The following is a 22,647-nucleotide window of genomic DNA, read 5'->3' on the forward strand; positions in this document are numbered from 1 at the left end:
GATGACATTCCTCCGTAATCACCGGATCCTGCTGTCCAACCTCGCATTGATCCTGGTGATGCTGATCGGGTTCGGCTATCTCACACTGGGCGTCCTCCGTTGGCGTCCGTTCGACGACAGTTACTCGCTCACAGTTGAATTCGCGAACTCTGGCGGTGTCCAGGAGACTTCCGAGGTCACGCTCCGGGGCTCGCGGATCGGTGAGGTGGACACCGTTCGGGTCACCCCGGCGTCTGTCGAGGTCAAGGTCACGATCGACAGTAAGTATCAGATCAACACCGATTCCGAGGTCAAGGCTCTCGGACTCTCCGCGGTCGGTGAGCAGTACGTCGACTTTCAGCCACCCACCTCGGACGGCCCGTACTTCTCGAACGGCGACAAGATCTCGTCGGTCCAGACCTCGTCGACGGTTGCGTTCCCGAAGTTGCTCGAGTCGACGGTCGGAGTGGTCAAGCAGATCGACCCGGTCAAATTGCAGACCACGATCGACGAACTCGACATCGCACTCGACGCCGGTGGTAAGAATCAGCTCCGCGCCTTGTTCAACAGCGGTGGTGTGATCTTCGCCGACCTGTACCGAGTGCTGCCCGAGACGGTGACGCTGATCCAGAACACCGGCACCATCCTGGAGACGACAGCAGACGTTCAGCCTGATCTCGGCCGGCTCACCGGCGGGATGAGCGGATTGATCGACGCTCTCGTGGCCTCTGACGAGGAACTGCGTACGTTCCTCGGTAGCGGGCCGGCGCGGCTGACCACCCTGGCGGGCTCGCTCAATCAACTGCAGGACCCGCTGACCGATGTCCTGAAACAGTTCCTCGACATCGCCCAGCAAGGTGCGCTCCGTGCTCCCGCGATGGTGAACCTGCTCCCGTCGATCCGTGATGGTGCCACCACCGCTCAGGCGATGTTCCACGACGGAGCCTGGTGGGCGTTCGGCTCGATCTATCCGCGTCCGTACTGCGAGTACCCGACGATGCCGCAGCGGCCCACCCAGATCCTGGAGAGCTCGGTTCCGGTGAATATGTACTGTGTCACCGAAGATCCGACTCAGCAGATCAGGGGAGCCGCGAACGCACCACGGCCGCCGGGCGACGACACCGCCGGCCCTCCGCCCAACATGGACCCCAACGCGCGCACCGCGCCGCTGGGCTGACAGCCGACCGCTTCACGGTCCGGCAGATGCCGTCACCGTTCTCGAGACCTGTTGTGAGGTAAAAACGCCGTTATGGCAGACAAAGATGTATCAGCGCCCACCGGCGACGGCGATGACGCCGACAAACCGTCGGTGAAGAAGGTTCCATCGGGCAAGTCCCGGCGGGCGAAGCCGGTTGTCGCCGAGTCCACCTCCGGAACATCGGGATCGGCCACGTCGTCGTCCGCGAAGAGTTCTGCCGCCTCCGCCGCAGCGTCGACCGGAGCGGACACCAAGCAGGCCAAACAGATAACCATCAGTGTCTCGGCAATCGGCAAGGTGGCAGCCGGAGCGTTGCTGATCGCACTGATCGCGGTGACGGTGTTCTTCGGGTTGAAGTGGAAATCCGACCAGGACAAGATCACTGCGGCCGAAGATGCCAAACAGGCCTCCGACTACTTCGTCACCCAGTTGCTCAACTCCATGAACACCACCACCGCGGGCGAGTACGTCGACACGATGTCACCGCTGACCACCGGTCAGTTCAGGGACAACCTGCTCAAGGAGCGGGAAAAGACCCAGGCCGACATCACGCAGATGCAGTTGAAGATCACGCCGTCGATCTGGTCGTCGGGTGTCGTGTCGGCCGAAGAGGATTCGGCGACCACACTGATCATCGCCGAGATCACCGGAACCAGCAGCGTTGCCACCACACCCGTGACCAACGTCGGCATGTTCCGTCTGACGTTGGAGAAGCACGACGGTAAATGGCTGGTGTCCCAGATGGATCCGGGTCCGTCCAGCTCAGGTGCGGGATCGGCAGATTCAGGAGCACCGGTTGATCCGAATGCCCCCGCGGATCCGAACGCTTCGGTCGTGCCGAATGCACCGGTGGAGCCGGCGCCGGTGACTCCGGCGCCCGCCGGCTGACCGCTGATCGTTCAGCGCTAGAGGCTGATCCGCTCGCCGGTCTCGGGATGGAACAGGTGCACCTTTCCGCTGTTCTGCCGCAGCCGGACCGCTTCGCCCAACTTCGCGGGTGACCGCTGACCCGATCGTGCCACCAGTGTCAGCGGCCCGCCGTCGAGACTCCTGACATGCGGGTCGTCGAGCGTGGCGTACACGTACGTCTCGCTGCCCAGTTCTTCCATGAGCGCCACCGTCACACCGAGTCCGTCGCCACCGTCGCCGAGGGAGAGTTCTTCGGGTCGGATGCCCACGGTGACTTCCTGCAGACCGGACTTCTCGATCAGCGTGGTCGAGTCCGCGTCGAGGTCGATCCTGGACCCGGCGACGGTCACTGCACCGTCGCGTACCGGCGCGGTGAACAGGTTCATCGCGGGCGACCCGATGAAGCCGGCGACAAATGCGTTCTTCGGTCGGTCGTAGAGCTCGGTCGGTGTGCTGAACTGCTGCAGCACACCGTTTTTGAGTACCGCAACGCGGTCACCCATGGTCATGGCCTCCACCTGGTCGTGGGTGACGTAGACGGTGGTGGTGCCGAGTCGTCGCTGCAACGCAGCGATCTGGGTGCGGGTCTGAACGCGCAACTTCGCGTCGAGGTTCGATAGTGGTTCGTCCATGCAGAACACCTGCGGTTCGCGGACGATGGCCCGGCCCATCGCCACCCGCTGGCGCTGGCCGCCGGACAACTTGCCCGGCTTGCGGTCGAGGTAGTCGGTGAGGTCGAGGACCTTGGCCGCCTCGGCGACCTTGCGCTTGCGTTCCTCGAGCCCGACACCGCGCATCTTCAGCGCAAAGCCCATGTTCTCGCCGACCGTCTTGTTCGGGTAGAGCGCATAGTTCTGGAAGACCATGGCGATGTCACGGTCCTTGGGGGCGACGCCGACCATGTTGTTGCCGCCGATCTTGATTGCTCCGCTGTCGATCTCCTCGAGACCGGCGAGCATGCGCAGGGCGGTGGACTTACCTGAACCCGAGGGGCCGACGAGAACAACGAACTCGCCGTCTTCGATGTCGAGGTTGAGTGAGTCGACGGCCAGTGAATCGGCGCCCGGGTAGACGCAGCAGGCGTTTTCGTAGCTGATGGTTGCCATTGTGTGCTCCTGTTTATTTGATGGCCCGGGCGGAGCCCGACTGATGTGCTCTGCCGAAGCTCACTTGATGGCTCCGAAGGAGAGGCCGCGGACGAGTTTGTTCTGAGCGATCCAGCCGCAGATGACCACCGGCAGAGCGGCTATCACCGAGGCGGCGGACAGCTGGGCCCAGAAGAGCCCCTGCCCTGACATGAACCCGGTGAGGGCCACCGGCATCGTCTGGGCGTTCACGGCCGTCATGTTCACCGCGAAGAAGAACTCGTTCCACGAGAAGATGACGCAGATAAGTGCGGTGGCCGCGATTCCAGGGGAGATCAGCGGAAGGATCACCTCGCGAACCGACGTCCAGAGACTGGCGCCGTCGATCTCGGCGGCCTCCAGCAGTTCGCTGGGTACCTCGAGGAAAAACGATCGCATCATCCACACCGCGATCGGCAGGTTCATCGAGGTGTACAGGACGATGAGTGTCCAGACGTTGTCGAGCATCCCGATCTGGCCCACGATGACGTACAGAGGGATGATGACGGCGACCACGGGGAGCATCTTGGTGCTGATGAAGAAGAACAGGGCATCGCTCGTCTTCTTCACCGGACGCAGCGAGAGTGCAAACGCGGCCGGGATGCCCAGCAGCAGAACGATGATCGTCGACACCGTCGTCACGAACAGTGAGTTCAGCAGCGCGGTCCCGACGCCCGCGTCGAAGACCGCCTTGAATTGGTCGAGCGTCGGGGTGAAGAAGAAGGTCGGGGGATTGGTCGCCGCATCGCTCTCCTGCTTGAACGCCGTGAGCACCATCCAGGCGACCGGGAAGAAGAACCCGATGGCGATGATCCAGGTGAAGGCGGTCAGCAGGCTCCCGCCTCGGTTGCGCCGCTTCTTGATGTCCTTGATGTCGGTATGTGCTTGTGCCGGTGTGTTGTTCACTGCGGTGGACATCAGGCTGCCTCCTCTTTCCCGCTGAAACTCTTGAAGATCAGGCGAAGGGCCAGGCTCGACAGGATGATGGTCGCGACCACGGTGACCACGCCCATCGCGGCCGCCTGTCCGACATCAAAACCGAGGAACGCGCGTTGGTAGATGTAGAAGGGCAAGTTCGAACTGGCGACACCCGGACCTCCTGAGGTCATCATGTACACGGCGTCGAAGGTGTTGACCAGGTAGATGGCTCCGAGGACAGATCCCAGTTCGATGAACCTGCGCAGGTGAGGCAGCGTCAGTTCCCGGAACAGCCGAAAGCTGGTGGCGCCGTCGACGCGGGCGGCCTCCTGGATGTCCTTCGGCATCGACTGCAGGCCGGCGAGGATCAGCAACATCATGAAAGGTGTCCACTGCCAGACCAGTTCGGCCATCACGCTGGCGAGCGGGAACTCGCTGAGCCAGTCGACGTCGCCGAGACCGAATGGGCTCAGGGCCCAGTTGACCAGTCCGTTGGTGGGGGAGAGCAGGCTCGTCTTCCACAGCAGGGCGGCGGCCACCGGGGTGACCAGGAACGGGGTGATCAGCAATGTGCGGACAATGCTGCGCCCGATGAACTTGCGGTCGAGGAGGATGGCGAAGAACAACCCGAGCAGAACCGAGATGACAACGGTCCCGACGATGAGGATCACCGTGTTGAGTGCCACCGTCCGGAACTGGCTGTCGGTGAATACATCGACATAGTTGTTGAGCCAGTTGAACTCCCGAGACCCGGGGCGCACCAGGTTCCATGACTGGGTGGAGTAGTACAGCGTCACGATGAAGGGGATCTGCGTGACGATGATCATGAATATCAACGCCGGTAGCAGCGGCCCCCGTCGTCGCCATCCCTCGGCGCGCGAGATCCTGTCCCGTTTGGACGTTATCGGCGGCGGCGCGGAACCCGGATCGGGCTCGGTGCCTCGCTCTGCGAGTGCGGTGGCCATGTCCTCACTGCTCCTTCTTGTAGGACTCGCCGACTACCTCGGCGTACTTCTGGGACTGTTCGAGCGCTTCGTCGACAGAGATCTGTCCGGCGATTGCCGCGCTGATCTGCTGGCTCACCCGGGTGCCGAAGTCCTGGAACTCGGGGATGGCGAGGAACTGGATTCCGGTGTAGGGCACGGGGTCCACTGTCGGTTTGTTCTGATCGGCGGCCTGCATCGATTTGAGGGTCGGCTCGGCGAAGGCGCCCGAGATCTCCTTGTACGCCGGCAGCTCATAGGTGGAGAGCCGGCTGCCGGGCGGGACGCTGGCCGCGCCGAGCTGCTCGGCCACCATCTTGATGTAGTCCTTGCTGGTCATCCATTCGATGAACTTCCAGGCGTCGTCTTTCTTCTTGCTGCTCTCGGGGATACCGAGCGACCAGGCGTACAGCCAGCCGTTGCCGCCCTTGGCCATGCTGGGAGCCATGGCGTACCCGACATTGCCCGCGATATTGCTGTCGTCCGGGCTCTCGAGCACCGAGACCGCGGAGGTCGCGTCGTACCACATCGCAACCTGGCCCTGCGACATCAAGTTGGCGCATTCCTGGAAACCTGTTGAGGCAGCACCGGGTTCGCCATATTGACGGACGGTGTCGACATAGAACTCGACTGCTTCTCTGACCTGCGGACTGTCGAGCTGAGCATTCCAGTCCTCGTCGAACCAGCGCCCACCGAAGGCGTTGATCACGGTGTCCAGCGGTGCCAGGGTCTCACCCCATCCCGGCTTGCCGCGCAGGCAGATCCCCGACACCTCGCCCCTGTTCAGGGTCTTGGCGGCCTCCTGGACCTGGGGCCACGTCGGCTCCGCGGGCATGTTGATGCCCGCGTCGGCGAGCATCTGCTTGTTGTACATGAGGAACGAGGACTCACCGTAGAACGGTGCCGAGTACATGTTGCCCTCGTAGGACAGTGCCTCGCGGAGGGTCGGGATGAAGTCGTCCTGGTCGTAGCCGGGGCTGGAGACCATGTACGGGGTGAGATTGACGAGCCACCCGTTCTCGGCCCAGGTCGCCGTCTCGTAGTTGCTGATCATCACCACGTCGAACTCGCCGCCGCCGGTTGCCACCGAGGCGGTGATCTTGGCGCGTGCCTCGTTCTCGGACAACGTGACGAACTTGAGCTTGACGCCGGGGTTCTCCTTCTCGAACTGGGGAGACAATGCGATCGCATCTTGCATCTGGGAGTTGGAGACCAACGCGATGGTGACTGCCTCACCGCCGCCGTCCGTGAAGGATCCGGCGCCACTGCAGGCGGAGGCCGTCAGCGCAACGGTTCCCGCGAGGGCAAGGGGCGCAAGGGCTCTGCGCCATCTCGCCCGTCTTCTCGGCTTCGTCGAGTCAGTCATCATTGACCTTTCTCTTGCGTGATGAGCCAGTGCGCAGTGCCCAGATCGGTGATCAGTGTGGTGGCGAGGCCACCTCGGAGGGCACCCAGGATCGACTCCCGGCGGTGGGTTCCACCGGAGATGAGCATGGTGGTGGGGCAGGAACGGACGGCCTCGAGCGGAACGGAGACCGTGCGGTCGACGAGCGACGATTCGACCGTGACCCCGTCCTTGTCGTAGAACCGCCCGCCGATCTCGCCGACCGCCCCGAGCCCGGTCAATTCGTCGAGGATGGCGGCGTCGATGTACGCCCCTTCGAAGAGGGTGGTGGACGTGGTGACCGACCCGACACCGAACACCATCACATCGGCTTCTTCGGCGGCTTTGAACGACTGCGACAGGATGGAGTCCCGCTGGAGCGCCTTCACGGTGTCGGGATCGGCGTAGAGCGGGGCAACAAGCCGAAGTGGTTGTGCGCCCAGGCGTTCGGCGAATCGCGACAGCGCGTGATCAACACCGGTGTGGTACTCGACAGACGTCATGGAGCCGTCCATCTGCACCACCCGCCGGCAGCTGGCAGAGCGGGGAGTGATCGAGTCGGCCACGGCGACCGTTTCCGGCCCCCATGTGAAGCCGAGTGTGCTGTTCGGCTCGAGTCTCCGGATGAGGACCGACGCTCCAGCCCGTCCGAGCGCGGAGTCACCGGTCTGCGTCCCGTCGGCGAGCTGGTCGATGATCAGGGCCTCTTTGAGCCCGAACGCAGTCTCGAGATCGCGCTCCTCGTCGGTGTGGATGGAGCCGGCCAGATGCGGGGGTGCGTCGATGACCACACGCACCAGGCCCTGGGCACGTGCCCTGGCGATGAGCCGGCCGGCGGTGGGGCGCGAGAGGCCCAACCGCGCGGCGACCTCCGCCTGGGTGAGCCCTTCGAGGTGATACATCGTGGCCGCACGAACAAGTAGGCGCAGGTCTTGCCCGGTGTCAGCGGTGGGCTCCAGCGGTGACGCGTTCACGCGCCCTCCTCATCGAGGTGTGGGTGAGCAAATGCTCACTGGTCGTGCATATGCTCAGTAAGCTAACATCCTGAATGTGACCCACGCAACACCCACGGAGGACCGGCGAATGACTCCAGCCACCATGACCGCGAGTGTCCTGACTGCACCCGGCAGTCTGACCATCGAGCAGCGAGAGGTCCCGTCGCCCGACCCCGGCGACGTGTTGGTCCAGGTGAGCGCGGTAGGGGTGTGCGGATCCGACACCCACTACTACCGACATGGACGGATCGGTGACTTCGTCGTGTCGTCGCCGTTGGTGCTGGGACATGAAGCCGCCGGGCGGATCGTGGCGGTCGGCAGCGGAGTGCCGGAGTCGCGGATCGGGGAGCGAGTGTCCATCGAACCCCAACGACCGGACCCCGACGACGAGCCGACGCGACGCGGACAGTACAACCTGTCTCCGCACATGCGTTTCTACGCAACTCCACCGGTGGACGGTGCACTCGCCGAGTTCGTGACCATCGGGTCGGCCTTTGCCCACCCTGTGCCCGACTCGGTGAGCGATGAGGCGGCCGCATTGTTCGAACCACTGTCGGTGGCGATCGCTGCTTGCCGCAAGGCAGAGGTCGGGATCGGTGACGGCGTGTTGATCACCGGTGCGGGGCCCGTCGGTCTGCTCTGTGTCCAGGTGGCGCGGGCGGCGGGTGCCACCCGCATCGTGGTGACCGACGTGAACCGCACGCGACTCGCGGTCGCGGCCGAATTCGGGGCAACGGAGGTGCTCACCCCGGATGAGCTGGACACCACGATCGGCGTCGACTCCTTCATCGACGCATCGGGTGCGGAATCGGCGATCTCATCCGGCATCGCCGCCGTCCGACCCGGTGGCCGCGTGGTCCTGGTGGGCATGAGTGCGAACTCGACGATGGCGTTTCCCATCTCGCTTGTCCAGAATCGGGAACTCGTTGTGACAGGGGTGTTCCGGTACGCCAACACCTGGCCGATCGCGCGCGAGTTGGTCACCTCGGGGAAAGTAGATCTCGACTCGATGGTCACCGGGCGCTTCGGTTTGTCCGAGGTGGCCGAAGCCCTGGATGCCGACCGGCAACCGGGCAGTATCAAAGCTGTTGTCTACCCGGGCAGGCTCGGTGGATCGGCAGGGGCGGGGGCATCGTGAAACTGGACAACGCAAGTCTGGCCGATCTCGTGGCGGTGCCGAAACCCGAGTACGACCGAACCCAACTGGGCTGCGGCATCGTGCATTTCGGTGTCGGTGGATTTCATCGTGCTCATCAGGCCATGTACGTCGACGCGTTGCTCACCTCGGATCCTGCCTCGCGGGATTGGGCGATCTGCGGCGTAGGAGTGCTACCGGGTGATGTGCACATGCGAGATGCGCTGGTACCGCAAGATGGGCTCTACACGTTGACCCTCAAGCATCCCGACGGGGCCATGCAGACCTCGGTTGTCGGCTCCATCGTCGAGTATCTGTTCGCACCGGACGACCCGGCAGCGGTGATCGACAAGCTCGCCGACCCGGCCACCCGAATCGTGTCGCTCACCATCACCGAGGGCGGGTACAATTTCTCCTCCGCGACAGGGGATTTCGATCTGACCAACCCGGCGATCCAGGCCGATCTCCAGCCGGGTGCTGTTCCTTCGACGACGTTCGGCCTCGTCGTCGAGGCCCTCGGTCGTCGTCGCGACGCCGGGCAGCCCTCGTTCACGGTGATGTCGTGCGACAACATCGAGGGCAACGGGGACATCGCTCGCAAGACCTTCACGGCCTTTGCGTGCAGCAAGGACCCCGGTCTGGCCGAATGGATCAGCGACAACACAGCTTTCCCGAATTCGATGGTCGACCGGATCACCCCGGCCACGCCACCCGAACTCGGCGATGAGGTGCAGGCGCGCACCGGCATCACGGACCGATGGCCCGTGGTGGCCGAACCTTTCACCCAGTGGGTTCTCGAGGACTCGTTCTCGGCCGGCCGTCCTCGACTCGAGTCGGTCGGTGTGCAGGTGGTCTCCGACGTGGGACCGTACGAGCTGATGAAGCTCCGGCTGCTCAACGCGGGCCACCAGACCCTGTGTTACTTCGGCCATCTGATGGGCTACCGGCTTGTGCACGACGCAGCGCAGGATCCGTTGATCCGCCGTCTCCTGCTGGGCTACATGAACAACGAGGCTCGGCACACGCTGTTGCCCTTGCCCGGTGTGGATGTCGACGCCTACATCGAGACGCTGATCGAGAGGTTCTCCAACCCGTCGATCGCCGACACCATCGCGCGGCTCTGCCAATACTCGTCGGACCGGATACCGAAGTGGTTGTTGCCCGTCATCCGTCAGCAACTCGAGGCCGGCGGGGACGTGGTGTTGGCTGCGGCGGTGGTGGCCAGCTGGACCCGGTACGCAGAAGGGGTGGACGAAGCAGGCGAGCCGATCGACGTGGTCGACCCGCTCGCGGATTCGTTGGTCCCTCTAGCGGTCCGGAGCCGCAACGAGCCGTTGGCGTTTGTGCAGAATCGTGAGCTGTTCGGTGACCTCGCCGACGAGAACCGATTTGTGCGCCCCTACCTGTGGACGTTGGAGTCGTTGCGCCGCAACGGCGCTCGGGAGACGTTGCAGCAACTGCTGGTGCAGAACAACGACCCCCGAGGAGTCTGACGGGGCGGCCTGGAGTTACTCGGATGCCGCGTCGTCGTCGTGGCTGACGATGTTGATGACGTTGCCGTCGGGTGCCCGGACGAAGAACCTGCGCACGCCCCACGGTTCCGTGGTCAACGGGTGGACGATCTCGAACCCGCGTCGTTGTGCTTCGGCATAGGCCTCTTCCACCTGGTCGCCCACGTGTACCGAGATCACCGAGTCGACAGGTGAGGTCGCATCCTCGGTGACGAGCTGAATCGCCGCCCGGCCGTCTGCGGACTGGTAGTTGGCCACCCAGCCCAGGTTGAAAGCCTCGATATCGAGGCCGAGATAGTCAGAGTAGAAGTCGCGCGCGACGGTGATGTCGGGCACCGACAGATTCGCTGTGACACCGGTGGGTTTCATGGGCACTCCTTCGGCTGTGTTGTGGTGACAGACGATTTAGGTCTCGGCGGTGTCGGTGTGCGGTCAGTTCCGGCCGACGGTCAATCCGGATGCCTCGTGGTATTGCTCGACGACATGAGGTGTCGGAGCGGCCTCGTAGACACGTTCGTCGGCGGCCGACCAGCGAGGTGGTTCGGACGTGGGGTCCAGCGACCAGGCGGCCTGACGAGCGGCGCCGAGCGCCACGTATTCGCCCGGTTCCGGGACCACGACGGGGCGGGCGAATATTGCCGGGGCCAGCTCCCGGATGGCCGCAGAGCGTGCGCCGCCACCGACGAGGATGATCCGGTTGATCTCGATGCCTTGGTCGCGGATCCGGTCGGCGCAGTACTGGAGGGAACACAGCAAACCTTCGACGCCCGCCCGGGCGATGTTGGCGCTGTTCAGGTTTCGTCCGGTCATGCCGTGCAGGGCTCCGCGCGTGCGCGGCAGGTTGGGGGAGCGTTCTCCCTCGAAGTACGGCACCAGGGACAGCCCGTCGGCGCCCGCAGGCGCAGACAGGGCAAGGTCGGACAACGTGTCGAAGTCGACGTCGAGCATCTTGGCCACGGCCGCCAGCACGGGGGCCCCGTTCAGAGTGCACACCAGCGGCAATTGCCGGCCTGTGGCGTCGGCGAAACCGGCAACGAGTCCGGCGTAGTCGGTCGGCGCACTGTCACTGACCGCGCTGACAACTCCAGAGGTGCCGAGTGACACGATGCAGTCGCCGGGGACGGCGCCGAGCGCCAGCGCCGCCGCTGCGTTGTCGCCGGCGCCCGCACCGATGCCCGCGCCCGACCGCATGGCGCCACCGTTCTGTGCTGGGCCGACGATCCGGGGCACCATCGGCGCCCGGCCTCTCATCGCCAACTCCAGCAACCGAGGCTGGTACTCATCGGCCGCCGCGCTGAAATAGCCTGTGCCACTGGCGTCGCTGCGATCGGTCCACAGGTCGGCCAGGTCGGTACTGCCGGTGAGCTTCCAGCTGAGCCAGTCGTGGGGGAGACACACCGCAGCGGTGCGATCGGCGTTGGCGGGTTCGTTGTCGGCGAGCCAGCGCAGCTTGGTGGCGGTGATCGACGCGACCGGGACCACTCCCACCTCGTCCACCCACTGCTGCGGCCCGCCGAGGTCGGCGATGAGTTCGTCGGCGGCGGGACCGGACCGGGTGTCGTTCCACAGCAGCGCCTCTCGCACCACCTCACCGGATTCATCGAGACACACCATGCCGTGTTGCTGCGCTCCGACGGATACCGCTGCGACGTCGTCGAGCCCCCCGGCAGCTTCGATCGCCGACCCGAGGGCCTGCCACCATTGATCCGGATGCACCTCGGTACCCGTGGGGTGTGGCGCGCTACCCGAGCGCACCACGCGGCCGTCGGCTACGTCGCACACCACCACCTTGCTGGATTGGGTCGACGAATCGATTCCTGCGACCAACATGGTGTCCACTCCTCAGTGCGCGCTCGCGTTGGTGAAGCCCGCAACCAGGACGCTGGTCACTCCCTCACACGCTCGAAAATGCCGACCGGCGTGGCCAGCCCTGACAGCGTCACATTACCGTCGACGTCGGTGCCGGTGATCTGCTCCCGCCACGTACCGGCGGGGAGATCGAGATGGGTCTGGGCCCATAGCTCGGCGTCGAGGCCGACGGTCCAGCGAGCTGCCGCGACAATCACTTCGGTCACCCCCGCCGTCGAGGTGCGGCCGAAGGCCACCAGATGATCGGCGGCCGGACCGGTGCCCGACAGCGGCTCGTACCCACCTTGGACGAACACCTCCGGCCGGCGCCGGCGCAGGGTCAGTGCCGCACGCACCACGCGGGTCTTCGGGTGTTCGCCATCGCGGGTGTAGTCCACGGCCCGGCGGTTGTCCGGGTCGACGAGGGAATCGTCGAACCACTCGGTGCCCTGATAGACATCGGGGATTCCGGGCAGCAACGACGCCAGCGCCTTCTGCACCAGAGCGTCGGATTCGATGTGAGGCAGCATTCCCTGTACGAGCTGGGTGTACTCGGGCGCGCACGGGCCGTCGAACGAGGCATCGATCCAGGCATGTATTGCGGTCTCGAACTGATCGTTCACGTCGGTCCACGTGGTGCCCACCCCGCCTTCGCGGATCGCCTTGGTGGCGTATTCGTGGAAGCGGGTTCGCAAGGTTCCGGTGATGACGCCGTCGACCGGCCAGATCCCGAACAGATTCTGGCGCAAGAAGAGTCCGGTGACCCCGGCCGGCGCCGGGTTACGGGACTCCGAGCGGTCGACGAAGTCTGCCCACTTCTGCGGGATCTGGGACAGGACGCCGATGCGTGCCCTGACGTCCTCACTCCGCTTGGTGTCGTGCGTCGACAGCGAGGTCAGTGCCCGCGGCCAGCTCTTCGCCCGGGTCACGTTGGCGGCGTGGAAGTCGTCGATCGATTCACCGAATGCCGCCGGGTCGCCGCCGACCTCCTGCAGGCTGACCAGCCGGGCGGTCCGGTAGAACAGGCAGTCCTCGACGCTCTTCGCGGTGACGGCGCCGCACACCTGGGCGAGCCGGCTGCGCGATTCGTCGTCGGTGGCCACTGCCGATGCGAGCAGTTCGAAGGCAGTTGCCAGGGCCGGCAACCGTTCTCGCTCACTTGCGATGACCGAATCCAGAGTTCCGGCGAGTATCGGGTAGTCGGCGCGATAGACGCCCAGACCCGCGATCACCGCGCCGATCGCCGAATCGAGGTCGTCGTTCGAGAACACCTCGCGATCACGGGCCGTTGCGGTGATCGCCCGTCGCAGGCGGGCCCGTTCGGCAGGGAAGGTCTCGTCGAGGATCGACAGTTTGAGCTGTCGTTCCGCGGCGTGCAGCCACAGCTTGTCGCCGCGATCACCGGTGTATTTCTGATGCAGCTGACCGAGAGCCGATTCACCGGTCGGATCGATGAGCACCGCGCCCACCGACCGCATCGTCTCGTAGCCGGTGGTGCCGTCGACCGGGAGGCTCGGATCCAGGGGCTCGTCATGGGCAAGGATCTTCTCGATCAACAGGATCCGGTCCGGTCCGATGTCCGCACGCAGCCGCTGCAGGTAGTCCTGGGGGTCCGACAGACCGTCCGGGTGGTCGACGCGAAGACCGTCCACGAGGTCTTCCTCGACGAGCTGACGGATCAGGTCGTGGGTGGCCGCGTAGACAGCGGGGTCCTCTTGTCGCAACCCCGCCAGGCCATTGACGGAGAAGAAGCGGCGATAACCGATGACGCCGATGTTCCACGGCACCAGCCGGTAATGCTGCCGGTCATGGACCTCTTGGGCGGATTGGCCGGCTTCGGTGCCGGGGGCGAGCGGAAACCGGTGTTCGTAGAACGAGAGTTCTGGTTCGTCCCCACTTGTGTCCACCTCGAGCAATGCCACGTCGTCGGCGGACCCGAGAACCGGCAACGCGATCTTGCCGTCGGCCCCGTTGTCCGACGCCCAGTCGATGTCGAAGTAGTCGGCGTACTCGGACGACTTGCCGTTGCGTAAGACGTCCCACCACCACGGGTTCTGCCGAGGGTCCTCGACACCGGTGTGGTTGGGGACGATGTCGACGATCACACCGATGCCGCGGTCGGCTGCGGCCGACCGCAGTTCCCGCAATCCCTCGATCCCACCGAGCGACTCGGCGACCGCGGGCGGCGGAACCCAGTCGTACCCGTGCGTCGAGCCCTGTTGCGCGGTCTGGATCGGCGACAGGTACAGATGGCTGACGCCCAGCCCTTCGATGTGGTCGAGCTGTTCAATTGCGTCGGCGAAGGTGAACTCGCCGTGCAGCTGAAGCCGGTAGGTGGCCGTCAGCGGCAGGATCATGGGTACTCCAGCGGTTGTCGAGCCAGGCCGGCATCGGTGTCCGGCCAAGGCATTGGCACAAGATCGAAGGTCAATTCACTTTGCGGAGTACCAACAACGACCGTTCCCTAACCAACAGTGCGCTGCCGGCTTTCGCGTTGACCGTGCTCGAGCCGGTCGGGTGGGCGGTGTCGAGTTCGCCGGTCCACTCGTTGGCGTAGAAATCGGTCGGCACCCGGAAGACGATCGGTTCGTAGTGCGCGTTGAAACACATCAAGAAGTCGTCGTCGACAACCAGACGTCCGCGGACGTCCTTCTCGTTGATGCCGGATCCGTTCAGGAAGACGGCCAGGGATTTGCCGAAACCGCTGTCCCAGTCCTCCTCGGTCATCTCCTCGCCGCTGGGTGTGAGCCAGGCGATGTCACGTGCCTGGTTGCCGGACCGGATCGGGCGCCCGGCGAAGAATCGGCGCCTGCGAAACACCGGATGCGAGGAGCGCAAGGCGATGACCCGTCGGGTGAACTCGAGCAGGTCCGAGTTCTTCTCCGCCAGTTCCCAATCCATCCACGCGATCGGGCCGTCCTGGCAGTAGACGTTGTTGTTGCCGTTCTGGGTGCGGCCGATCTCGTCGCCGTGGGCGATCATCGGGGTGCCCTGGCTCAGCATCAGCGTTGCCAAGATGTTGCGCTGCTGACGCGCACGAAGACGCTCGATGTCGGGGTCGTCGGTGGGACCTTCCACACCGCAGTTCCACGAACGGTTGTGGCTTTCCCCGTCCCGGTTGTCCTCGCCGTTCGCCTCGTTGTGTTTCTCGTTGTAGGACACGAGATCTCGCAGGGTGAAGCCGTCGTGCGCCGTCACGAAGTTGATGCTGGCGCTGGGACGGCGCCCGGTTGCCTCGTAGAGATCTGACGAGCCGGTCAGCCGCGATGCGAACTCTCCGAGTGTCGCGGGCTCGCCGCGCCAGTAGTCACGCACGGTGTCGCGGTATTGCCCGTTCCACTCGGTCCACAGTCCTGGGAAGTTGCCCACCTGGTAGCCGCCCTCGCCCACGTCCCATGGCTCGGCGATCAACTTCACCTGGCTGACCACCGGATCCTGTTGCACCAGATCGAAGAAGGCCGACAACTTGTCGACGTCGTGCAGCTCGCGGGCGAGTGTCGAGGCCAGGTCGAACCGGAAACCGTCGACGTGCATCTCGAGCACCCAGTACCGGAGCGAGTCCATGATCAGCTGCAGCGTGTGCGGATGGCGCACGTTCAGACTGTTTCCGGTGCCCGTGTAGTCCATGTAGTGCCAGGGTTCGCCGTCGACGAGTCGGTAGTACGCCGCGTTGTCGATGCCGCGGAAGGCGATGCTCGGACCGCGATGGTTGCCCTCGGCGGTGTGGTTGTAGACCACGTCGAGGATCACTTCGATCCCGGCCTCGTGGAATGCCCGCACCATCGCCTTGAATTCCGGGACCGCACCGCCGGCCCGCTGGTTGGCTGCATAGTCGGCGTGGGGTGCCATGAAGCCGAAGCTGTTGTACCCCCAGTAATTTCGCAGACCCTGATCGAGCAGGGTCTGGTCCTGGAGGAACTGGTGCACGGGCATCAGTTCGATGGCTGTAACACCCAGTGACGTGAGGTGGTCGATGATCGCCGGATGGGCGAGGCCGGCGTACGTTCCGCGGAGCTGTTCGGGCACTTCGGGATGGGTTGCCGTCATGCCCTTGACGTGGGCTTCGTAGATGATGGTCTCGTAGTACGGGCGATTGGGAGACCGATCGTGCTGCCAGTCGAAGAACGGGTTGATCACCACCGACGTCATCGTGTGCCCGAGCGAGTCGAGTCTGGGAGGTTCGCCGAACAGGGGGTCGGGCGTCGATTCTGATCGCGGTTGGGGCGTGGTCTCCTGTGCGGGTTCTGCCGGGCCATCGTCGGTGTCGTCAACCGAGGACTCGAGAGTGGTTGCAGTCGCGACGTTTTCAACGTCGGCGGACGGGTCTGTGAGCTGGTCTGACGCTGCGGTGCCGCCGTTCTCCGAACCGGTATCGAGCAAAGCCCGCGTGTCGGTGTCGGGCTGCGTACTCGCGTCGTTGCCGCCGTTCGTGTCGGCCGGGGGCTCGGTTGACTCCTGGTCCTGCGGAGTTTCGTCGAAGACGATGGGATACGAGTACAGGGACGCGTCTCCGTCGAACTCGCCGTGGAATGCCTTGCCGTACGGATCGACCAACAGCTTGGAGGGGTCGCATCGATGGCCCTGGCGAGGGTCGTAGGGGCCGTGGACCCGATAGCCGTAGAGCTGACCGGGCGATATCGACGGCAGGTAGGCGTGCCAGACGTAGCCATCGACCTCTTCGAGGGGCACGCGTGTCTCAGACCCGTCAGGACCGATCAGGCACAGGTCCACGGCGGTGGCTACTTCGGAGAAGAGCGAGAAGTTGGTACCCGCTCCGTCGAACGTCGCGCCGAGGGGATATGCGCTGCCCGGCCACACCATCAGCTCCTCGACCACGCCGCCCGTGGCGTCGGCGGTGGTGCCGTGTACGGCCACCGCGACGTCGTCCGAGCCAGTCGAGTCGTCCACGGTTCTGGCGGACGACGCGTCGCTTCCGGGGGTTGATGTCATGGGCACCCTCGCATTTTCATGTTGATGACCCTACTGTTCGCGGAGGCCCGCGGCACTGTCAGTGCGGAGCCATCGCACCAGATCACCGGAAGAGTAGAGGGTGCCTCAGGTCCAGGGCAGCGCGGCTTGCATCTGACGCTGCAATTCGGCTGTGAGACTGCGCACATACGTCGCACTCAAGTGATGCCAGTCGTGGTAGACGGTGATGTTCCCGACCACAGCAGGGCAGGTCGTGTCGTTGCACATCCCGTCCGTCAGGTCGAGCGGCAAGACGTTCGGGTGGTCCGCCACGATGTCGAGTGTGGGGTTTGTCGGTGCGAAGGAGGCGGAACGTGCGGTGTCGCAGTTGTCGCTGTCGCGGGTGTTGGCCAGGCAATCCGGGGTGTTGATCGGTCCGTCGGCGTTGTGGGGCCACGAGCTGTCGCGTATCCCGAGGATGGGGATGTTCGCCTGGGCGAACTGGTCGAAGATCGGCAGGTAGTCGCCTGGCACCCAGTCGCCGGGCCCGTCGTCGCGCGGCCGGGTTGTGTTGGTGAACAGTGCATCCGGCTTGTCGGCGATGATCTGTGGGACCACTTTCTGCACCCAGTCATAACACTGCGGATAGGGAACTCCGCGTTGTTTCGGCACCAGCTCGGTGGACAGCGGACAGCCCATCTTCAGATAGGTCTTCACCTTGAAGTGGTTCTGTTTGCCGATGATGTCGAGCGCCGTGATCCAGTATTCCGCGTGCGAGCCACCTGCCAGCGCAATCGTCTTGGTGGCCAACGGATCGCCGTACACCCCGACATGCACCCCGGTGTCGTCGAAGTCGCTGATGTGGCCATTGAACGAGGTCACCGGCAGGTCGTTGACGACCTGTAGTGCAGATGGCTGGGGGTCGACGTGGGGAACCGGGGCGTTGTCGAGGAGCGCCCGGGCGCCGGGATAGACACGGGGATCGAGCTTGGTGGTGTCCACCGTCATGTGGGTCACGTGGTAGTCCCAGGCCTTGAAACCGACCGTCATGACCACCGCGCTCACGATCAGCACGCTGGTCACCACGGTGGTGTAGTCCAGGAGTCTGGCTCGCCACGGGTTCACGGTGGCTGCGTGCGTCGGGTGGTGGTGACGCGTCGGGGTGCCCTTGTGCGGCGGATCTTCTTTGTGGATCGACACCGACCGGGGTGCCCGCAGTGGCTCTTCGATGTACCTCTTGGTCAGCCACGCCATTGCGATGGACACCGCGATGAGAACGGTTCCCTCGACGATCGACGCATGGTTCTTGTCACGCCACGTCAGGTAGAAGATCAGCAGCGGCCAGTGCCACAGGTAGAGGGAATACGAGATCGACCCCAGCCACACCATCTGTCGGGCGGACAGTGCGTGATTGACGACCGGTTGTCTCGACTTCGGGCCGTGCTGCAGCGCGGTCGCACCCGACCAGATGATGGCGAGCGTCGACAGCACGGGAACCAGCGCCCACGGTCCGGGATACTGCTCGACACCCACGATCCACCAGCCACAGGTGATGATCAGTCCCAGGGCGGCGACGGCGACGATGTTGCGGATGACGTTGGGAACCCGCCATTTCGGCATCCAGACGGCGAGTAGACCGCCGGCGAGAGGCTCCCACACGCGGGAGATGGTGTCGTAGTAGTTGAACTGCTGGTTGACGTCCATCCGCATGTGCGCCCAGTAGAACGACACGGCGGCCACCCCGAGGAGCGATACGCCGATCAGGATGCGGATGACCGTGGGGTCGGCCAGTTTGCGCACTCCGGCACGCACCAGCACCGTGATGATCCCGGCGACCGCCAGGGCGGTGAGCATGGTCAGCACGAAGAACTGGCCCTGTACCGACATCGACCACAGATGCTGCAGAGGACTGTTCGCCGAACTGGCCGCCGTGTAGTCCTGCGAATTGAACGCCAGATGCCAGTTCTGGTAGTAGAACAGGCTCGCGATGACCTCTTGGCCCGTCGCCCGCCAGCGGGTCTCGGGGAAGATGAGCAACGTACCGAGGCTGATGACAACCAGGATCGCGACCAGCGCGGGCAGCAGTCGCCTGCCGAGTCGGGTCAGTCGTTTGACCGGGTTGATCGTGGGCCAGAGTCCGGCCTGCTCGTTCTGTGCGCTGACGATGACGTGCCGCAGCAGCGAGCCGACGAAGAAGTACCCCGACAGGGTGAGGAACACGTCGACACCGCCGGACACCCGCCCGAACCAGATGTGGAAGCACGCCACCAAGACGATGGCCAGGCCCCGCAGACCGTCGAGGTCGGTACGGTAGCTGGGGACCGTGTCGGCGGGTACCGCCGGTGGCCTCTTCTCAACGCTGGGTGCGGCTGTCAACTGCTCTCTAGTCTCACTTGTCCGGTGGCGCTGAAATCGGTGTCGTCACAGCAGCGGGGTGGGCGGTTCCGGCACGTAATCTACCTGTTGCACCTTAGAATCCCCGGCCTGGAACGCCGCGGCGCGCTCATTAGGGTGGGTAGGTGCCCACATTGCCCGAATCTCAGATCAATCGGCCTCCCATGGCGGAAGAACAGATCACCCGGATCGACTCGGAGATGATCTGGCATCCATACGGGACCATGCCGCATCCGGACCCCGTTCCCCGCGTCGTCCGATCTGCGTCGGGTGTCCGCCTGACCTTCGCGGACGGGACCACGGTCGTCGACGGCATGAGTTCGTGGTGGGCCGCGATCCACGGCTATCGGAACCCGGTGCTCGACGCTGCGGCGCGCGCCCAGCTCGACTCGATGGCGCATGTGATGTTCGGTGGCCTCACCCACGAACCTGCAGCCAGGCTGGCCGAGCTGCTCGTCGAGATAACCCCCGATCCGCTGCAGACCGTGTTCTTCTGCGACTCCGGGTCGGTGTCGGTCGAGGTCGCGGTCAAGATGGCGCTGCAGTACTGGCGGGCCCGGGGCGAAGCCGGCCGCACCCGCCTGCTGACGTGGCGCGGCGGCTACCACGGCGACACCTTCACCCCTATGAGCGTCTGTGACCCGGAAGGCGGGATGCACTCGCTGTGGACCGACGTGCTCACCAGTCAGGTGTTCGCGTCGGCGCCGCCGTCCGAGTTCAGCGTGGAGTACGTCACAGAGCTCGAAGACCTCGTGTCCGAGCATCGCGGTGAACTCGCCGCCGTGATCGTCGAACCGGTGGTCCAAGGTGCCGGCGGGATGCGATTTCACGATCCCCGTTACCTCGGCGAGCTGCGCCGGATGTGCGATGAGCAGGGTGTACTCCTCATCTTCGACGAGATCGCCACGGGGTTCGGCCGGACCGGAGAGTTGTTCGCCGCCGACCACGCCGGGGTGTCTCCGGACATCATGTGCATCGGCAAAGCGCTCACCGGCGGCTATCTGTCCATGGCAGCAGCGTTGTGTACCCGCGACATCGCGGACACGATCTCGCGGTCCGACGTGGGGGTACTGGCACACGGGCCGACATTCATGGCGAACCCGCTCACGTGTGCGGTGGCCGTGGCATCCACCGAGCTGCTACTCGCGTCCGGGTGGCGCGATCGGGTCGCCCACATCGCCGATCGACTACGGGAAGGACTCGGCCCACTCGCAGACCTCCCTGGCGTCCGTGACGTCCGGGTGCAGGGTGCCATCGGGGTGGTGCAACTCGACCACCCCGTCGACATGGCTGTGGCGACGGACGCCTCGGTGTCGGCGGGGGTGTGGCTGCGGCCGTTCCGCGACAACATCTACACGATGCCTCCGTATGTGTGTACCGACGACGACCTCGACGTTCTGATCGGTGGGGTGTCGGCTGCGGTCCGTGCCTGTACGGCTCAACCCTCGCCCGCCGCAGCCGAAGCGTTATGAGACTCTGTTCGTCAGTGAAACCACTTGCCCCGACCGACAGAAACACCGATTCGGACAGCGCCCTGGACTGGCTGGCCGAGGCTGCCGACGTCCGTGAAGTCGCCGGGCTGCACCGCACCTTGGTGCCGCGCGTGGCGGACAACGCGCTGATCAATCTGGCGTCCAACGACTATCTCGGGCTCTCCTGCGATCCCAGGGTCCTGGCCGGCGCGCACGCCGCGCTCGACACCTGGGGTGCGGGCTCCACATCGTCGCGGCTGGTCACCGGCACCACCGCCCTGCACGAGGCGCTGGAGCGGGATCTGGCCGAGTTCCTCGGTTACCCGGCGGCGCTGGTCTTCTCGTCCGGATATCTCGGCAACGTCGGGGCGGTGGCCGCTCTGATGGGCCGCGGAGACGTGATCATCAGCGACGGTGGCGCCCACGCATCGCTGATCGATGGCTGCCGGCTCTCGCGCGCACGAGTGGTGGTGGTCGATCGTGGCGACCACGAGGCCGTCAGGCGCGAGCTCGCCGAACGCAGCGAACAGCGGGCCATGATCGTCACCGATTCGGTCTACTCGATCGACGGTCAGATCGCGCCGGTTGCCGAGTTGTACGCCGCCGCCCGCGAGCACGGAGCAACCCTGCTGGTGGACGAGGCGCACGCGTTGGGCGTGCGTGGCTCCGGCGGGCGCGGCGTGCTGGACGAGGCGGGTCTGGCCGGCGCCCCTGATCTGGTGACCACCACAGTGCTCTCGAAATCCCTTGGCGCACAGGGGGGAGTGGTGCTCGGTACAGAGGCGGTCCGCGACCACCTCATCGACCGGGCCCGTAGCTTCATCTTCGACACCGGGCTGGCGCCGGCCGCGGCGGGAGCCGCCCAGGCCGCCCTCGCGGTGCTGCGCGACGAACCGGGTCTGTCCGAACGGGTTCGGGCGAACGCGGCACTGCTGGCGCACTTGTGTGGCGGCGAACCGCCAGAGGCCGCCGTCGTCTCGATCATCGTGGGCGATCCCGCTCAGGCTCTGCTGGCGGCGCAACGGTGTCGCGAACAGGGTGTGCTGGTCGGGTGTTTCCGGCCGCCGTCGGTACCGCCTGGAACTTCTCGCCTGCGTCTCACCGTGCGCGCCGATCTCACCGACGACGACATCCGCACGGTGGCCGGTGTAGTGACCGCCGTGCTGAACGGCTCTGATCCGTGAATCTGGTCATCACCGGTACGTCCACCGAAGTGGGCAAGACCATCACCACTGCGGCCCTCGCTGCGGCGGTGATGGCCCGTGGCCTCCACGTCGCCGTGTGCAAACCAGCCCAGACCGGGGTCGGTCCGGACGATCCCGGTGACATCGACGAAGTGGTACGTCTCGCGGGGGTCCGGACAACGGCGGAAGGTGCCCGTTTCCGCGATCCACTGGCCCCCGAGCGTGCGGCCCGTAACGAAGGCGCCCAGCCGGTGCTGTTGTCCGACGTCGTCGCGGCAGTGGACGGTCTGGCCGGGTCCGATCTTGTCCTCGTCGAGGGCGCCGGCGGCGTACTGGTCCGGCTGGCTCCCGACCTGACCATTCTCGATGTCGCCGATGCCATCGGCGCGCGTGTGCTCGTGGTCGCTGCGCCCGGACTGGGCAGTCTGAACCACACCGAACTCACCGTCCGGGCGATCACCGGGGCGGGACTCGAGTGCGCGGGGGTCGTGATCGGGTCCTGGCCCGTCGATCCAGATCTTGCCGAACGATGCAATCTCGAGGACTTGCCGCAGGTCACCGGCGTGCCTATCGTCGGGAAAGTGCCCGCCGGGGCGGGCACCTTAGACCGTCAGGCCTTCGTGTCGCAGGCAGTTGGATGGTTCGATCGTGAGTGGCTGACCGCCATGTGTCCCACCCCAAACTGAGCGCCCACGGTGATAGGGC

17 protein-coding genes are annotated in these 22,647 nt (G+C 65.1%); 7 read left to right on the forward strand and 10 right to left on the reverse strand.

Features of this window, described 5'->3' with window-relative positions; genetic code table 11:
* The first annotated feature begins 1 nt into the window (after window position 1).
* Both ACVWY6_RS06445 and ACVWY6_RS06450 read left to right on the forward strand, forming a co-directional pair.
* Window positions 2-1,156, forward strand: a complete 1,155-nt coding sequence (locus ACVWY6_RS06445) for an MlaD family protein (RefSeq protein ID WP_369792654.1) — start codon at window positions 2-4, stop codon at window positions 1,154-1,156.
* 72 nt (window positions 1,157-1,228) lie between these two features.
* Window positions 1,229-2,065: a hypothetical protein gene (locus ACVWY6_RS06450; RefSeq protein WP_457536746.1), complete on the forward strand. Its 837-nt coding sequence runs from the start codon at window positions 1,229-1,231 to the stop codon at window positions 2,063-2,065.
* Window positions 2,066-2,082: 17 nt separating this feature from the next.
* Here ACVWY6_RS06450 and ACVWY6_RS06455 read toward each other — a convergent pair whose 3' ends face one another.
* The 5 genes from ACVWY6_RS06455 to ACVWY6_RS06475 are packed head-to-tail and all read right to left on the reverse strand — an operon-like array spanning window position 2,083 to window position 7,469.
* Window positions 2,083-3,192, reverse strand: coding sequence for an ABC transporter ATP-binding protein (locus ACVWY6_RS06455; RefSeq protein WP_457536747.1), 1,110 nt, complete (start codon window positions 3,190-3,192; stop codon window positions 2,083-2,085).
* Between the two features lie 60 nt (window positions 3,193-3,252).
* Window positions 3,253-4,128, reverse strand: a complete 876-nt coding sequence (locus ACVWY6_RS06460) for a carbohydrate ABC transporter permease (RefSeq protein WP_023961030.1) — start codon at window positions 4,126-4,128, stop codon at window positions 3,253-3,255.
* Complete coding sequence (locus tag ACVWY6_RS06465) at window positions 4,128-5,093, reverse strand: carbohydrate ABC transporter permease (protein WP_023961028.1); 966 nt, start codon at window positions 5,091-5,093, stop codon at window positions 4,128-4,130. Before ACVWY6_RS06465 ends, ACVWY6_RS06460 begins: the two co-directional genes overlap by 1 nt.
* A gap of 4 nt (window positions 5,094-5,097) precedes the next feature.
* Window positions 5,098-6,477: an ABC transporter substrate-binding protein gene (locus ACVWY6_RS06470; RefSeq protein ID WP_457536750.1), complete on the reverse strand. Its 1,380-nt coding sequence runs from the start codon at window positions 6,475-6,477 to the stop codon at window positions 5,098-5,100.
* Window positions 6,477-7,469, reverse strand: a complete 993-nt coding sequence (locus ACVWY6_RS06475) for a sugar-binding transcriptional regulator (protein ID WP_062799473.1) — start codon at window positions 7,467-7,469, stop codon at window positions 6,477-6,479. The genes ACVWY6_RS06470 and ACVWY6_RS06475 overlap by 1 nt, the downstream gene beginning before the upstream one ends.
* 109 nt (window positions 7,470-7,578) lie before the next feature.
* Here ACVWY6_RS06475 and ACVWY6_RS06480 point away from each other — a divergent pair, with 109 nt between their 5' ends.
* Window positions 7,579-8,628: an NAD(P)-dependent alcohol dehydrogenase gene (locus tag ACVWY6_RS06480; RefSeq protein WP_457536752.1), complete on the forward strand. Its 1,050-nt coding sequence runs from the start codon at window positions 7,579-7,581 to the stop codon at window positions 8,626-8,628.
* On the forward strand, window positions 8,625-10,118 hold the full coding sequence (locus ACVWY6_RS06485) for a mannitol dehydrogenase family protein (protein WP_457536754.1): 1,494 nt from the start codon (window positions 8,625-8,627) through the stop codon (window positions 10,116-10,118). The genes ACVWY6_RS06480 and ACVWY6_RS06485 overlap by 4 nt, the downstream gene beginning before the upstream one ends.
* 15 nt (window positions 10,119-10,133) lie before the next feature.
* Here the strand turns inward: ACVWY6_RS06485 and ACVWY6_RS06490 are convergent, their stop codons facing one another.
* The 5 genes from ACVWY6_RS06490 to ACVWY6_RS06510 all read right to left on the reverse strand — a co-directional run bounded on the left by ACVWY6_RS06490 (window position 10,134) and on the right by ACVWY6_RS06510 (window position 19,268).
* Window positions 10,134-10,505 carry a VOC family protein gene (locus ACVWY6_RS06490; RefSeq protein WP_116914752.1) on the reverse strand — a complete coding sequence of 124 codons (372 nt, stop codon included), beginning with the start codon at window positions 10,503-10,505 and terminating at the stop codon, window positions 10,134-10,136.
* Window positions 10,506-10,568: 63 nt separating this feature from the next.
* Window positions 10,569-11,966, reverse strand: a complete 1,398-nt coding sequence (xylB, locus tag ACVWY6_RS06495) for a xylulokinase (RefSeq protein ID WP_457536756.1) — start codon at window positions 11,964-11,966, stop codon at window positions 10,569-10,571.
* Between the two features lie 56 nt (window positions 11,967-12,022).
* Window positions 12,023-14,341 (reverse strand): malto-oligosyltrehalose synthase, encoded by a 2,319-nt coding sequence (gene treY, locus ACVWY6_RS06500; protein WP_457536758.1) that lies wholly within the window; start codon window positions 14,339-14,341, stop codon window positions 12,023-12,025.
* Between the two features lie 70 nt (window positions 14,342-14,411).
* The gene (gene glgX, locus ACVWY6_RS06505; protein WP_457536760.1) at window positions 14,412-16,934 is read right to left on the reverse strand and encodes a glycogen debranching protein GlgX; all 2,523 of its coding nucleotides are present in this window, start codon (window positions 16,932-16,934) and stop codon (window positions 14,412-14,414) included.
* Window positions 16,935-17,039: 105 nt separating this feature from the next.
* Window positions 17,040-19,268: an acyltransferase family protein gene (locus ACVWY6_RS06510; protein WP_457536762.1), complete on the reverse strand. Its 2,229-nt coding sequence runs from the start codon at window positions 19,266-19,268 to the stop codon at window positions 17,040-17,042.
* Between the two features lie 182 nt (window positions 19,269-19,450).
* On the opposite strand from ACVWY6_RS06510, the gene ACVWY6_RS06515 reads away from it, so the two are divergent.
* From ACVWY6_RS06515 to bioD, 3 genes are read left to right on the forward strand one after another with little or no spacing between them, the layout of a single operon-like run.
* On the forward strand, window positions 19,451-20,758 hold the full coding sequence (locus ACVWY6_RS06515) for an adenosylmethionine--8-amino-7-oxononanoate transaminase (protein ID WP_457536927.1): 1,308 nt from the start codon (window positions 19,451-19,453) through the stop codon (window positions 20,756-20,758).
* Complete coding sequence (locus tag ACVWY6_RS06520) at window positions 20,755-21,942, forward strand: 8-amino-7-oxononanoate synthase (RefSeq protein WP_457536764.1); 1,188 nt, start codon at window positions 20,755-20,757, stop codon at window positions 21,940-21,942. Before ACVWY6_RS06515 ends, ACVWY6_RS06520 begins: the two co-directional genes overlap by 4 nt.
* On the forward strand, window positions 21,939-22,628 hold the full coding sequence (bioD, locus tag ACVWY6_RS06525; protein WP_457536765.1) for a dethiobiotin synthase: 690 nt from the start codon (window positions 21,939-21,941) through the stop codon (window positions 22,626-22,628). The genes ACVWY6_RS06520 and bioD overlap by 4 nt, the downstream gene beginning before the upstream one ends.
* Window positions 22,629-22,647: the final 19 nt, after the last annotated feature.

The sequence above is a fragment of the Williamsia sp. R60 genome, assembly GCF_054063855.1.

Excerpts from the sequence above, each read along its gene's own strand:
- ACVWY6_RS06445 (WP_369792654.1), top strand. The coding sequence starts at position 2 with ATGACATTCCTCCGTAATCACCGGATCCTGCTGTCCAACCTCGCATTG.
- ACVWY6_RS06450 (WP_457536746.1), top strand. The coding sequence starts at position 1,229 with ATGGCAGACAAAGATGTATCAGCGCCCACCGGCGACGGCGATGACGCC.
- ACVWY6_RS06455 (WP_457536747.1), bottom strand. The coding sequence starts at position 3,192 with ATGGCAACCATCAGCTACGAAAACGCCTGCTGCGTCTACCCGGGCGCC.
- ACVWY6_RS06460 (WP_023961030.1), bottom strand. The coding sequence starts at position 4,128 with ATGTCCACCGCAGTGAACAACACACCGGCACAAGCACATACCGACATC.
- ACVWY6_RS06465 (WP_023961028.1), bottom strand. The coding sequence starts at position 5,093 with ATGGCCACCGCACTCGCAGAGCGAGGCACCGAGCCCGATCCGGGTTCC.
- ACVWY6_RS06470 (WP_457536750.1), bottom strand. The coding sequence starts at position 6,477 with ATGACTGACTCGACGAAGCCGAGAAGACGGGCGAGATGGCGCAGAGCC.
- ACVWY6_RS06480 (WP_457536752.1), top strand. The coding sequence starts at position 7,579 with ATGACTCCAGCCACCATGACCGCGAGTGTCCTGACTGCACCCGGCAGT.
- ACVWY6_RS06490 (WP_116914752.1), bottom strand. The coding sequence starts at position 10,505 with ATGAAACCCACCGGTGTCACAGCGAATCTGTCGGTGCCCGACATCACC.
- xylB (WP_457536756.1), bottom strand. The coding sequence starts at position 11,966 with ATGTTGGTCGCAGGAATCGATTCGTCGACCCAATCCAGCAAGGTGGTG.
- treY (WP_457536758.1), bottom strand. The coding sequence starts at position 14,341 with ATGATCCTGCCGCTGACGGCCACCTACCGGCTTCAGCTGCACGGCGAG.
- glgX (WP_457536760.1), bottom strand. The coding sequence starts at position 16,934 with ATGACATCAACCCCCGGAAGCGACGCGTCGTCCGCCAGAACCGTGGAC.
- ACVWY6_RS06515 (WP_457536927.1), top strand. The coding sequence starts at position 19,451 with ATGGCGGAAGAACAGATCACCCGGATCGACTCGGAGATGATCTGGCAT.
- ACVWY6_RS06520 (WP_457536764.1), top strand. The coding sequence starts at position 20,755 with ATGAGACTCTGTTCGTCAGTGAAACCACTTGCCCCGACCGACAGAAAC.